Annotated in this window: 8 protein-coding genes and 1 riboswitch; of the genes, 5 read left to right on the top strand and 3 right to left on the bottom strand. The window is 46.5% G+C overall.

Annotated features, from left to right (window positions below):
* A riboswitch (Fluoride riboswitch) is annotated at positions 1–80 on the top strand.
* 99 nt (positions 81–179) lie between these two features.
* Positions 180–1,811 (top strand): cation:proton antiporter, encoded by a 1,632-nt coding sequence (locus FEK30_RS16265; protein ID WP_138073885.1) that lies wholly within the window; start codon positions 180–182, stop codon positions 1,809–1,811.
* On the opposite strand, the gene FEK30_RS16260 is transcribed toward FEK30_RS16265, so the two are convergent.
* The gene (locus FEK30_RS16260) at positions 1,804–3,420 is read right to left on the bottom strand and encodes an alpha/beta hydrolase (protein ID WP_255448048.1); all 1,617 of its coding nucleotides are present in this window, start codon (positions 3,418–3,420) and stop codon (positions 1,804–1,806) included. The genes FEK30_RS16265 and FEK30_RS16260 overlap by 8 nt on opposite strands.
* Before the next feature lie 289 nt (positions 3,421–3,709).
* Here FEK30_RS16260 and FEK30_RS16255 point away from each other — a divergent pair, with 289 nt between their 5' ends.
* The 4 genes from FEK30_RS16255 (at position 3,710) to FEK30_RS16240 (ending at position 11,904) form a co-directional block, all read left to right on the top strand.
* Positions 3,710–4,981 (top strand): IS256 family transposase, encoded by a 1,272-nt coding sequence (locus FEK30_RS16255; protein ID WP_138071019.1) that lies wholly within the window; start codon positions 3,710–3,712, stop codon positions 4,979–4,981.
* 108 nt (positions 4,982–5,089) lie between these two features.
* Positions 5,090–10,063: an ELWxxDGT repeat protein gene (locus FEK30_RS16250; RefSeq protein ID WP_138073883.1), complete on the top strand. Its 4,974-nt coding sequence runs from the start codon at positions 5,090–5,092 to the stop codon at positions 10,061–10,063.
* 60 nt (positions 10,064–10,123) lie between these two features.
* The gene (locus tag FEK30_RS16245; protein ID WP_138073882.1) at positions 10,124–10,789 is read left to right on the top strand and encodes a glycosyltransferase; all 666 of its coding nucleotides are present in this window, start codon (positions 10,124–10,126) and stop codon (positions 10,787–10,789) included.
* Between the two features lie 14 nt (positions 10,790–10,803).
* Entirely contained in the window at positions 10,804–11,904 is a 1,101-nt protein-coding gene (locus FEK30_RS16240) for an IS4 family transposase (protein WP_138072190.1), read from the top strand.
* A 185-nt stretch (positions 11,905–12,089) separates the two neighbouring features.
* On the opposite strand, the gene FEK30_RS16235 is transcribed toward FEK30_RS16240, so the two are convergent.
* Both FEK30_RS16235 and FEK30_RS16230 read right to left on the bottom strand, forming a co-directional pair.
* Positions 12,090–13,361: an IS256 family transposase gene (locus FEK30_RS16235; protein WP_138071019.1), complete on the bottom strand. Its 1,272-nt coding sequence runs from the start codon at positions 13,359–13,361 to the stop codon at positions 12,090–12,092.
* Positions 13,362–13,562: 201 nt separating this feature from the next.
* Positions 13,563–14,048 (bottom strand): double zinc ribbon domain-containing protein, encoded by a 486-nt coding sequence (locus FEK30_RS16230; protein WP_138073881.1) that lies wholly within the window; start codon positions 14,046–14,048, stop codon positions 13,563–13,565.

The raw sequence follows: 14,048 nt of genomic DNA, 5'->3' as shown, positions 1-14,048 counted from the left end.
TTTAGCGATGGTGATGGAGCTCACCGAAACCGCCCAGGATTTTTTTAAATTGCGCCTCGGCTAATGGCTCCTACGCTTCCGACTTGTGGTGAAGCAGTAGGGCTGTTTTGATCTAGGCTGCACTAATTTTTTTCGCTACAAGTCACGTTGATTAACCACCCTAACGACAACGTGATCCCATGTTAGAGAGTATTATTTGGATTCTTTTACTCGGTTTTTTTGGGGGGCAAATCGCCCAACGGCTCAGGATTCCGGCCCTGGTAGGAATGGTGCTTGTTGGTATTGTTCTCGGCCCTCAGGTGGGGAATGCGATCGCCCCAGAAGTTTTAGCGATCGCCGCTGATCTGCGGACAATGGCGGTGATGGTGATCTTGATGAAAGCGGGTCTGGGCCTCGACCGGGAGAAATTAGCCCAACAGGGTAGTGTTGCCCTCCGCCTCGGTTTTTTACCTGCGACCTGTGAGGCGATCGCCATTATGTTGATTGCGGTGCAACTTTTCCAATTTGATTGGGCGACGGGACTTTTGTTGGGATGTGTGCTGGGGGCCGAATCACCGGCGGTGATCGTCCCAGGAATGCTGCGGCTAAAGAGTCTCGGTTGGGGCGTCAAAAAAGGGATTCCCGACGCAATTTTAACGGGGAGTGCCCTGTCTGATGTGCTGTTGCTATTAGTGTTTAGTCTGCTGCTGGCTTTTCTCACCCAAACCACGGCGACAGGGGCGACATTAATCGGGGGTTTAAGTTTGAGTCCCTGGCAATTGCTGCCACTGCAAATCGTGACTCAAATTAGCCTTGGTGTTGTCCTCGGTTGGGTGACGGCGCGCCTGTTGGTTTCCCTGTTAGCGCGACAAAATTGGACAGATAATGCGGTGCAAGATGGGTTGATCGCCGCTGGTGTGGCGCTACTGTTGGTCATTGGGGCGGAATATTTACCGATTTTCTCTGGTTATCTGGCGGTGATGGGGACGGGTTTTTTCTTAATTGAGTTGGATGCGCCCCTGGCCCGTCGCCTGCGGGGAAGTTTTGATAGTTTGTGGGCGATCGCCCAGATTATTCTCTTTGTTTTGCTAGGGGCCAGTATCCAATTGGATGTCCTCGGTGATACGTTCTGGCTGGGTCTCTTGGTGTTAGGGGTCGGTACTTTGGGGGGGCGATCGCTCGGCTGGTATCTCTCGACCCTGGGGAGTAACTGGACTGGGCGAGAGCGACTTTTTTTGCTGCCTGGCAACTCTGCCAAAGCGACGGTGCAAGCGGCCATTGGAGCGATTCCCCTCAGCCAAGGCGTTGCTGGTGGTGAAATTATCCTCGCTTTATCGGCCCTCTCTATTTTGGTGACAGCTCCCCTCGGTGCCTGGGCAATTCCCACCTTTGCCCCCAAACTCCTCGAACGGGGCGACATTGACCCGACTAAAGTTTCTGTGAATCGCCGCACTGTTCTCCTGGCTGCCGTAGACACATCGCCCCTGGCCCAGCAAATTTTAATCAAAACCGCTGAATTGGCCCGTCGTAGCGATGCGGAGGTGATTGTTCTCCATGTGATTCGCACCGATAACCCGGCTGAGTTGCAACGGCTGCGACAACAGACCCGCCGTAACCTTGCAGACATCCGCTATCAGTTTATCGCAACCTCAGGGCCAGTCCCCGCAACGATTATGGACATTGCCCATACCCATCAAGTGAGCGAAATTATTATGGGTAAACGCAACCATCACCCGCCCAATAACTTGCTGATCGGTTCGGTATCCCAGGCCATTTTAGAAAAAAGCCCTTTACCTGTGGTGATTATTGAAGCAAGCTCAGGTTCTAATTAATATCGATCTGATTTTCTTGTTTGAATTCGGCGATCGCCGCTTCTAACTCCGGCAACGAATCTTGGGTAATCATGAACGTTTTAAATTCCTCATTTTGACTGAGGTACTGCCCATAGGCCGGATCTAAATAAGCACGGTACTGGTTATCCTCTGCCGTGTAGACCTGGAAAAATGCGAGGGCGATCGCCTCACTGTAATCATTCAACAGTTGGGGGCTCGGTAAATTCAAACGGGGAATGCGATCAAGCAAACCCGTAATCCCCAGATCGAGGCGAGAAATATCCACATGGGCTTGACCCTCCTCCAGGATTAAATATTTTTGCTCACTGCGAATCCACGGAAACGAACGCACCTGCTCAAAAATAAAGGGCGTCGCCGGATCATAGCTCCCTGCCACCACCGCAATGGGAATCTCAATTTGACTTAACGCCGCTTCCCCAAAAATACTGGCATTAACCGGATTTGCCGCAATTACCGCCTGGATCCGTTGATCCCGAAAATTATAATTCTCCGGAGAAAGCTGCAACGCCCGACATTGCAACAACAACGCATTATTAAAAATGCCCCATTCCGCCGCACAATCCTCATTTAACTGCTCAAAATTTGGCGTCGGAAAAGCCCCGGCCACGGCCAAAGCTGTATAACCGCCGTAGGAGTGACCGTAAATACCCACATTTTCTAAATCCAACCGTCCCCCAAACTCAGTGTCATTGCGCCGTTCCAACTCGTCCAACGTAAAACTAATATCGAGGGGGCGATTCACAAATTCCTGCAAATCAGACACCTGGCGCTGGTAACCCACTGCAAATTCCTCCAGATAGGCCAAATCGCTCCCCGGATGTTGCGGTACCACCACCACAAACCCATAACTGGCCAAGTGTTGCGCCAAATTACGATGCTTTTCGGGGGCAGAGGCTAATCCATGGGAAATCAAAATAACAGGCACTTTCTCCCCCAAAGGTTTTTGAGGACGATAGATCTGGGCATAAAATTGGCGATCGCGTTTTTGATCAGCCAACTGCCACGTCTCCATCTCCACAGCGAACATTCCCATCTTTCTCAAATCAGGGCGTTGCCCATAATCAGCCACCGCCGCAAATTTTGCCTCCTGCTTAGCCAATTGTTCAACTTCCTCAATAAACCGTTCTGTTCCCGCTAAAATCGTGGAGACATTTTCCGCAAAACCAAATAATTGTTCTAAATCAACCTGAACATCAACACCCAAATTATCCAGAACATTTAATAACGTCAGGCCATTTTCCTCAAAGGCAGATTTAATAATTGCCCCCCGCAGCGCGTACTTGCCATTGCGTCCTCCACGAATATTAACCACTTGACCAAAAGATTCTAATAACCTTTCCCCTTCGTCGGTTTTTAAACTGCGAGCCAATAGCACCGGATCAATGTCAATTTTTCGGGTGAGAGCCGTTTGCAGTAATTGGCGTTCTTCTGCATCTGCCCCCACAATATCCAAGTAAAATTTTAGGTCGAGGGGAACATTCCCCGTTTCAGCAAAACTTTTCAGGGAGTCAATCTTTAAAGATTCCATCAGTGGGCTGTAGATAAAATAAATCTTTTCAGCAGCCTGTGATGACGCGCCCAAAGTCATCATGGGAATCAATCCCAAACCTAGACTAAAGATCCAAGATGTAATTTTATTTGCCTTTTTTCCCACAATTGTCACCCTGTTGATTATTAGATAAACTGCCGATTATAAATATCGATATCTCAGTACGGGACAAAAAGCTTGAAAAGAATAGAAAGAGAGAGGGTTTGATCGAAATAAGCACAAATCAATTAACCCCTCATGAAGAGTTATGTTTATTTCTGGTGTATGGAGGAGAGGAAAGAAAAAGCGTATCCTGCTGAATTAAGCAAAAACCAACAAGGATACACCCATGGATAAAGATAGTCTGATTTCGTTACCATCACCAGAAGCAACAGGAACTTTCCAAGACACATTAACGGAAATCCTACGTAAAGGTGCCTGTCAACTCATCGCCCAAGCAGTAGAAGAAGAGTTACAAAATTTTCTAGCTCAGTACAAAGACCAACGAGACAAACAGGGACGAAAAATGGTGGTACGCAATGGCTATTTGCCAGAACGCTCAGTCATCACAGGTATCGGAGAAGTCCAGGTAAAAGTACCAAAGGTACGAGACCGCAGCGGCAGCGGCATAAAATTCAATTCCTTGCTGCTGCCACCCTACCTAAAACGCAGCAAGAGCACAGAGGAGTTACTGCCATGGCTATATCTAAAGGGCATCTCAACAGGAGATTTCCAAGAAGCCCTAGGGTCATTACTGGGAGAGGAAGCAAGTGGATTGTCTCCAGCAACGATTAGTCGCCTGAAGCAGAAATGGGTCGGGGAGCATCAAGCCTGGCAACAGCGTTCCTTGCAACAAAAGCGCTATGTGTATGTGTGGGCAGATGGGATTTATTTCAACATCCGCGCCGAAGAAAGACAATGCATTCTGGTGCTCATCGGTGTGACGGAAAACGGCGAGAAAGAATTGCTAGCCCTAGCGGCAGGATATCGTGAATCGGCATTGAGCTGGAAACCCCTGCTGCTGAGCCTCAAACAGCGCGGCTTGGCCATCGCTCCAGAACTGGCCATTGGCGATGGTTCTCTGGGATTCTGGAATGCCTTGGCTCAGGTTTATCCCGAGACCCGCAAACAACGATGTTGGGTACACAAAACGGCAAATATCCTCGATAAATTACCCAAGAAACAACAAATGGAAGCGAAGGAGGGCATTTGGCAGATTTATCGCGCTGGGACTAAAGCCGATGCTCTACAAGCCTATGAGCGTTTTATCCAAACCTATGAAGCCAAATATCCAGAAGCGACAAAATGTCTGGAAAAAGACCGCGATAGTCTGTTTACCTTCTTTGATTTTCCAGCACCCCATTGGCAGCATATTCGCAGTACCAATCCCATTGAATCGACTTTTGCGACCGTGAGATTGAGAACCGATAAAACCAGAGGATGTGTTTCCAAGGCAACGATTCTGGCCTTGGTATTCAAACTAATGCAGAGTGCTCAGAAACGGTGGTTGCGCATTCGAGGCTTCAAATATCTTGCCGATGTCATTGAAGGAGTTCCATTTAAAGATGGATTGAAAGTTCAAAAAACACCCCCATCATCTCAACAACAGGATGCCGCTTAATTCTTTCTCATACACCAGATTTGACAATAGCCCAAATAAAAGTATTGACACTTAGGCGGTGGGTGATTAGTCTTATAGTACTCTTCACAATCTGCCCTTGTGCCCGCCATGAGTTTTATCATCAAAGGAACCCTCCCCGATACCCTCGCTGCAGAACTTTCTTCTCAAGTGAGCGCCATTGAAACTCTACTTACGGAGGTTGCCAGTGATGGGATTCGCTTTTCAGAGATTATTCGCACCGTTTTTGGGGATGAGGTTGACCCTGGGGTAATTGAGACTATCCGACAGAGATGGCTCACGAGTGATTTTAGTGACATTGCTCCCATCGAGATTTTGCCTGCAGATGTGTTGGGTGAGGCGAATGGTGCCTTTGCGGCCCAGACTGATCGGATTTACCTCTCGGCAGACTTACTCAGTCAGGGTAGTGGGGAACAGATCACAGCGGTGCTCCTGGAGGAGATTGGCCATTGGCTAGATGGGGAACTGAAAGCGACAGATACTCCAGGCGATGAAGGGGAATATTTTGCGGGGTTAGTGGTCGGGCAGGAATTCTCTGGGGCCGAACTGACGCGGCTACAGAATGAAGATGACACTACGACGATTCAACTTGATGGTCAGGAGATTGAGATTGAAGCGAGTAATGGCACTATTGCTGCCAATACGCGACTCGTTAAAGATATCCTTCCTGGCTCTGGCTCATCCGATCCTTCCTTTTTGACAGTAGTAGGAGATCGATTCTTTTTTACTGCCAGTAACGGCTTAAATGGAGCTAACGGCGAAAATGGCTTTGAATTGTGGGTGAGTGACGGTACCGCTGCTGGCACGCGACTGGTCAAGGATATTAACCCTGGCACCGACTCGTCTAACCCCAGAGATTTAACAGCGGTGGGAGATCGGCTCTTTTTCAATGCGAACGATGGTGTCAACGGTATTGAGTTGTGGGTGAGTGATGGCACAGAAACAGGCACTCAGCTCGTTAAGGATATTTCATCTGATCTTAGAGATTTAACAGCGGTGGGAGATCGGCTCTTTTTCAGAGCGAATGACCGCCTCAACGGTATTGAGTTATGGGTGAGTGATGGCACAGAAGCTGGCACTCAGCTCGTTAAGGATATTAACCCTGGCTCTAGTACATCTGGTCTTGACGAGCTGACAGCATTGAGAGATAGGCTTTTTTTCAGAGCAAATGATGGCGAAAATGGCTTTGAATTATGGGTGAGTGATGGCACAGCCGCTGGTACCCAACTCGTTAAAGATATCAATCCTGGCTCTAACTCGTCTGGTCTTGCCTGGCTGACAGCAGTAGGAGATCGACTTTTTTTCACGGCCTTTGATGGCGTTAATGGTCGAGAATTGTGGGTGAGTGATGGTACCGAAGCTGGTACCCAACTCTTCAAAGATATTCGCCCCGGCTCTAACTCGTCTAATCCTGGGAATTTAACAGCAGTAGGAGATCGACTCTTTTTCACTGTCAATGATGGCGTCAGTGGTGAGGAATTGTGGGTGAGTGATGGTACGGCGGCTGGCACCCAACTCGTTAAAGATATTCGCCCTGGCCCTATTACGTCTTCGCTTCAAAATTTAATAGCAGTAGGGGATAAGCTCTTGTTCACTGCTGATGATGGTGTTAATGGTCGAGAGTTATGGGTGAGCGATGGTACTGAAGCTGGCACACAAATCCTCCCTGGCTTTGGTCCGCTTGGTATTAATGGTTCGACCGCCGCATTAGGGGATTTGTTTTTTTTTCAGGCTAGTGATGACGTCAATGGTGATGAATTATGGGTGAGTGATGGTACTCCTGCGGGTACTCAACTCTTCAAAGATATTCGCCCTGGTAGTAACTCGTCCGATCCGCGTGATTTAATAGCAGTGGGAGATAGACTCTTTTTTAGTGCATTAGATGACATCAATGGTCGAGAGTTATGGGTGAGTGATGGTAAAGTCAGCGCTATCCAAGTAGTCAAACCAAATCATGGCTTTTTGGAAATACTAGCAAAGGCCTTAGTGTATCAAGACTGGAACGAGGGTGAGAAACTAGGAGATCGAGTAGATCTAGAGAGCTTAGGCTACGGTGAATATAGCAACTACCAAATAGACAAGGTATGGAGTGAGGGAGCAGAAGGATTCTACGCCATTGGTCTCACAGGAGAAAATAAAGTACCGATATTAGCAATCCGTGGGACGAATGATGGTCAAGACTGGAGAGATAATGCAGATACCAAAGGTGTTGGCTTTAGACAATTTTATGAATACAAAACAGAGCTAGAAAACTGGTTAAAAGAGAATGGTAGTCCGCTCCCTACTTATATCACTGGGCACAGTTTAGGCGGCGCTCTCAGTCAATGGATAGGGTCATATTTTACGGCTCGTAACGATGGAGGACTAGGAGAAATCGTCACCTTCAATGCCCCTGGAATTATGAGTGAGGTGAACGAAAATGGTCAAAGCTATGGCGCTAAATTCTTTGAGAGTAATGAAGTCGGTCAGACGACACACTATATCACCTCAGCAGATATCGTCAGCCTGTTCGGCCTAGATTATCTAGAAGGAAAGTATAGAGAAGCGGATTACTCTTCATTCCCAGATCCGTTGGGGCCTCACCTGGAACCAATCATTGTCGGGGAACTCCCTAATGGCAAAGAAAATCCAGGGATGAGCTTGAACCAAGGTAGTTTTAATTTTTTGAAATCACCGCTATTTAACTATGACAATGACCTAGACTATATTTTAATTAGATTAATTATTGCCAAGACTGTTGGTGTAATATCCGGCGGATTATCAGGAGCGACAGTGGCTACCGCTTTAGGAACTCGTCTTGGTGCTAATGCTCTGTCACTAAACCTTGGAATTTTCTTAGATGGAATTGATTTCGTCCAAGCAGCAGCAAGTTCCTTTATACAGAAAGCAAAGACCGCATTTATTCAAGGTGGGCAAGATGCATTAGAAGCGGTTGGAAACTTTACAGAAGAAAGTTGGGGAAAATTTGTCAGTTTATCAGACACGGCCCTCGATAATGTCGCTCAATGGACATCACAGACATGGCAAGGGGTCTCCCAGTGGGAGGGCGAGCAATGGGATAATTACATCTCAAAGCTTCCCTTAATTCTTTCTTCTGGCGGTGTATTTCTGAATGTAGTAGATAATCTCATTAGTATTAGCCCATTGCTGTTGCGTGCGGCCAATGCATCTAGTTTTTCAACGCGCAATGCCCTTGGTGCAGCGACAGAGAGTGGCGGTAATCGCAATATCTTAGTGAGTATATCTACAGCAAGCGACCAGACGATTACACTCGACTATCAAACAGTCGACGGTACAGCGGTCGCTGGTCAAGATTATGTTGCAACAAATGGTACTGTGACATTTCTACCTGGAGAAACAGAAAAATTAGTGCCAGTAGAACTACTAAATTTGGACAGCCTCAGCAGCACAAAAAGCTTTAAATTAAGTTTTACAAATCCACAAAATGTAGTTTTTCTAGGAGAAAATGCTGAATTAACAGTGATAGTTAATCCGAATACAGCCCCAACAGTAGTCGAGCCAATTGAAGGTCAGTCTGTCGCAGTAAACGAAACTTGGTTATTAACGATTTTAGATGGCATATTCGATGATCCAGACATAGCAAAAGGAGACAGCCTAAGCTACAGCGTGAGACTAGCAGATGGTAGCCCACTACCAAAATGGCTAATATTTGACAGTGAAACCTCGACCTTGAGCGGTACACCTCAAGAATCAGATCTAGGAGAGCTGGATCTAGAAATCATCGCGACAGACGAAGGAAATGCTACAGCTAGCACGACTTTTACCCTCTCAGTGACACCAGAAATAGTCGAGGGAGTCACATTAATCCCGACAACCCCGGATACAGCATCGTTGTTTGAGGGGACAATGGGAAATGATGTGATGTTGGGAAGCACTGCCCCAGATACTTTTGATTTAATCGCAGGCGGTCAAGATCGAGTACAGGGGACAGCAACACAGCTAGAACAAGACAGAATTATTGGCTTTGGTGAAGACGATGTGCTGCGAGTTTTTAATAGCAGCATGGGTAATCAGCAAATTAGGGTAAGCCAAAATGAAACAGAAACTAGTTTAGAGTTAGATATCAATAATGATGGAACTGTAGATGCAATAGTGACCCTAGAAGGGGACTACCGTGGTGGTCTCTTTCAAACAAACTTATCATCAGGGAATACAGATATTGTATTTGTAGATAACCAAGCACCAACGAATATTATTCTAAGCAGTGCCGAAGTTGATGAAAACTCCCCCGTCGGCTCTTTCGTAGGCAATTTATCCACGATAGACCCAGATATAGGAGATAGTCACACCTATAGCCTGACGAATGGCTACGGTGACAACAGTCTCTTTACCATTGACGGCGAGCAACTCAAGACAAATGCTGTCTTCGATTACGAAACCCAAAATAGTTTTGAAGTCCAAATACAAACAGATGATGGCAATGGCGGTACTTTCACAAAAGTCCTGACCATTAATGTCAGTGATGTCAATGAAGACCCTGATTTATCGTTTGTTCAGGGTCAAACCTATGCCCTACCCTCGATAAGAGACTATGATGGCAATCTGCATGGCCTAGATAATGCCGCCAGTGATGTTGTCAACGGCTACAAATACCAAGGGCAATTTGATGTGCAAGGGAATGGTCGTCGGGAAGGAATCTTTACGAATCGTGTATCGGGACGATGGGCAACAGTAGAAGCTGATCCCCTCACGGGAGAAATTGACTATTCTCGTAATGGAGCCGGAGGAACTACCCGTGTAGTGGGGATTTACATCGACCCAACCCTAGCCGATGAACCAGAAAAGATCGGTGGGCCATTTGATAGCCAACGTCGCTTCCAGAATGATCTAGAGATAGACAATTTAATCATGCGAGATGCAAATGATTATGATGGCGATGGATTCCAGGAGTTGTACTGGAAGGTGGCAGATGGGACGGCGTATCTACGGTCACTGATGCATGCGGATGGAAATATCCAATATGCGAACTATCAGAGCGAGCAGCAGATGATGGATTACCTGACCAGTACAGGTAATGCCGATGCCATTCAATCCATTATTTAGAAAAAAACATCTAGGATTTTTATGTTGTAATCAATAAATTTCAAAAATAAACATTTATAAATGCTCACCTCAAATTTTTTAGTTAATCTTTCTGTTGACTTTGATAAACCTACGGGAATTGGCACCTATTTAAAAAATATCATTCCTCATCTATGCTCGCTTAACCCCACCCTATTAAGCAACAAAATTTATTCAGAGTTTAAAAGATATTCTATTCCCCGAGGAATGACTTCTGAAAATGGCAAAAAAGGACATTTTAAGCGTTTGTTTTGGACGCAATATGAGCTGCCCAAAATATACAAACAAATATCTTCTCAATTATTATTTTCTCCTGTACCAGAAGCTCCTCTTTGCCAGAAAGTAAGTTTTGTTACAACAGTGCATGATTTGATCCCGGTTCGTTTTCCGGGTCGATTTTCCCCTTTATCTTTTTACTATCAATATTATGTTCCTCAAGTTTGTCGGCAAGCACAACATATTCTCACAGTCTCTCAATCGACGGCGGACGATTTAGTTACGACTTATGGAATTTCTAGTCAAAAAATCACCCCTATTCTCTTGGCATATGATTCTAAGTATTTTCAGCCTATGGCAGTAAAATCTACTGAGTTTTATTTTCTTTATATCGGCCGCCATGATTCCCATAAAAACCTCAAGCGCTTCTCAGTACAGGACAAAAACTTGAAAAGGATAGAGGGAGAGGGTTTGATAGGAATTAGAAGATAACCAAGCAAACCCTCATGAGTCAGATTAGCGAAATTCGCGACCAATTGCGACCCCATATTGGATGGCATGGAGCCAGACTCTCCTTCGTTGCGATGTTCCTGATAGCATTATTCCGGGCGAAAACCGTCAATCTCGCCGAACTCGCCACAGTCTGGGGAGGTGACGCCACTGAGGAGTCCAATTACAAGCGCATGCAGCGATTCTTCAAGTCCTTTGAGGTCAACCTGGATAAAATCGCCCAGATGGTGATGAATATCGCGGCTATCCCGCAACCTTGGGTCCTGAGTATTGACCGCACCAACTGGTCATTCGGAACAACGGATTTCAATATCTTGATGCTGGGTGTTGTCCATGAAGGCATCGGTTATCCACTGATGTGGACAATGCTGGAGAAGAAGAAGGGCAACAGCAACAGTACAGAGCGCATGGATTTGTTCGAGCGTTTTGAAATCTTATTCCCCGATGCGGAAATTGCCTATCTTACAGGGGACCGAGAGTTTATTGGTAAGCCCTGGCTGTCATACCTGATGCTGGATAAGCCCATTCCCTTTCGTCTGCGCATCCGTCAGACCGACAAGATTAGCAAAGGTAAAGGACAACCAGCGATTGCGGGAACTCACTTATTTCGGTCATTGGCCATGGGTGAGACAAGAATTCTGCCGGGAAAACGGTGGGTCTGGGGTCGTCTGGTCTATGTCATCGCTACTCGTCTTGACTCGAAACAAAAATCGAAGCAAACGGATGATGATTTTCTGATTATCATCACGGCCCATGAGCCTCAAAATGCTTTGGCCGATTACCGTCGGCGTTGGGGGATTGAGACTCTGTTTGGAGCCCTCAAAACCCGTGGCTTTTGCTTGGAATCGACTCATTTTATCGATAAGAGACGTTTGTCGAAGCTGCTGGCTCTGTTGGCCATTGCGTTTGTCTGGGCGATGAAAGCGGGTTTATGGCGACATAGTCAGAGGCCGATTCGCATCATCAAGGCCCATGGCCGTCGAGCGCGGAGTTTGTTTCGCTATGGTTTTGACTTATTACGTCGCTTTTTTACCGTTTCTACTCAACCTCTACTTGGGTCAGGGTTTCACCCCATACAATTTTTGTCCTGTACTTAGCAAGCGCTTAATTGATGCTTTCTACCAATTTCAGAAAAACACAGCTTATAAAGATGTGAGTTATGTTTATTTCTGGTGTATGGAGGAGAGGAAAGAAAAAGCGTATCCTGCTGAATTAAGCAAAAACCAACAAGGATACACCCATGGATAAAGGGCTATTGTCAAATCTGGTGTATGAGAAAGAATTAAGCGGCATCCTGTTGTTGAGATGATGGGGGTGTTTTTTGAACTTTCAATCCATCTTTAAATGGAACTCCTTCAATGACATCGGCAAGATATTTGAAGCCTCGAATGCGCAACCACCGTTTCTGAGCACTCTGCATTAGTTTGAATACCAAGGCCAGAATCGTTGCCTTGGAAACACATCCTCTGGTTTTATCGGTTCTCAATCTCACGGTCGCAAAAGTCGATTCAATGGGATTGGTACTGCGAATATGCTGCCAATGGGGTGCTGGAAAATCAAAGAAGGTAAACAGACTATCGCGGTCTTTTTCCAGACATTTTGTCGCTTCTGGATATTTGGCTTCATAGGTTTGGATAAAACGCTCATAGGCTTGTAGAGCATCGGCTTTAGTCCCAGCGCGATAAATCTGCCAAATGCCCTCCTTCGCTTCCATTTGTTGTTTCTTGGGTAATTTATCGAGGATATTTGCCGTTTTGTGTACCCAACATCGTTGTTTGCGGGTCTCGGGATAAACCTGAGCCAAGGCATTCCAGAATCCCAGAGAACCATCGCCAATGGCCAGTTCTGGAGCGATGGCCAAGCCGCGCTGTTTGAGGCTCAGCAGCAGGGGTTTCCAGCTCAATGCCGATTCACGATATCCTGCCGCTAGGGCTAGCAATTCTTTCTCGCCGTTTTCCGTCACACCGATGAGCACCAGAATGCATTGTCTTTCTTCGGCGCGGATGTTGAAATAAATCCCATCTGCCCACACATACACATAGCGCTTTTGTTGCAAGGAACGCTGTTGCCAGGCTTGATGCTCCCCGACCCATTTCTGCTTCAGGCGACTAATCGTTGCTGGAGACAATCCACTTGCTTCCTCTCCCAGTAATGACCCTAGGGCTTCTTGGAAATCTCCTGTTGAGATGCCCTTTAGATATAGCCATGGCAGTAACTCCTCTGTGCTCTTGCTGCGTTTTAGGTAGGGTGGCAGCAGCAAGGAATTGAATTTTATGCCGCTGCCGCTGCGGTCTCGTACCTTTGGTACTTTTACCTGGACTTCTCCGATACCTGTGATGACTGAGCGTTCTGGCAAATAGCCATTGCGTACCACCATTTTTCGTCCCTGTTTGTCTCGTTGGTCTTTGTACTGAGCTAGAAAATTTTGTAACTCTTCTTCTACTGCTTGGGCGATGAGTTGACAGGCACCTTTACGTAGGATTTCCGTTAATGTGTCTTGGAAAGTTCCTGTTGCTTCTGGTGATGGTAACGAAATCAGACTATCTTTATCCATGGGTGTATCCTTGTTGGTTTTTGCTTAATTCAGCAGGATACGCTTTTTCTTTCCTCTCCTCCATACACCAGAAATAAACATAACTCCTTACCAGGTAGAACCCAGTAGCAATGTTTGATTGGTCGAGTCATCGTATACCCATCGAGCTAACTACCGTGAAATCTAATCCTAGCCTTTACCTAAATTATTTAAAGACGACAATCACGCCTGGGAAGCAGGGCGATTGACTGAACTTTTATAAGGTTTACCACAATAGGGACAAAAACGATGTTTTAAAGAAGTGATTGGCTGTTGACAACCCTGACAGCGACTCTGCAACTTCGTCCCACAAGCAAAACAATATTGCGCCCGTAAGACCAACCATAATGGATCCGGTGCTGACCCTGGCGTCCAACATTGAGGACAAAACCGTAACGCCCGTTGCTTCTCCACCGCCACCGCGATGCCGCGACTTAAGGCCTCTAAATATTCCTCCGGCACCTGGAGCGCGTAGGCTAGACCCTGCTTTGTGCGCTGGTTAAGTTGCGTCGTCTGACCCCGTTCTACCTTCCCATAGCTCTGGGGATGGATCTCCGCCTTTAGGGCCACCTCCCGTTGGGTGAGCCCTAACCGCCGCCGTTGACGCTGAACATAATCTCCCAAAGACTCGTTAGATTGCGGTGTTATTAGCGCTTCTAATTTATCCAT

This window comes from Picosynechococcus sp. PCC 11901, from assembly GCF_005577135.1.
Taxonomy (GTDB): domain Bacteria; phylum Cyanobacteriota; class Cyanobacteriia; order Cyanobacteriales; family MRBY01; genus MRBY01.
The sequence above is the reverse complement of the archived record's forward strand: the minus strand, read 5'-3'. Positions and strand labels throughout refer to the sequence as shown.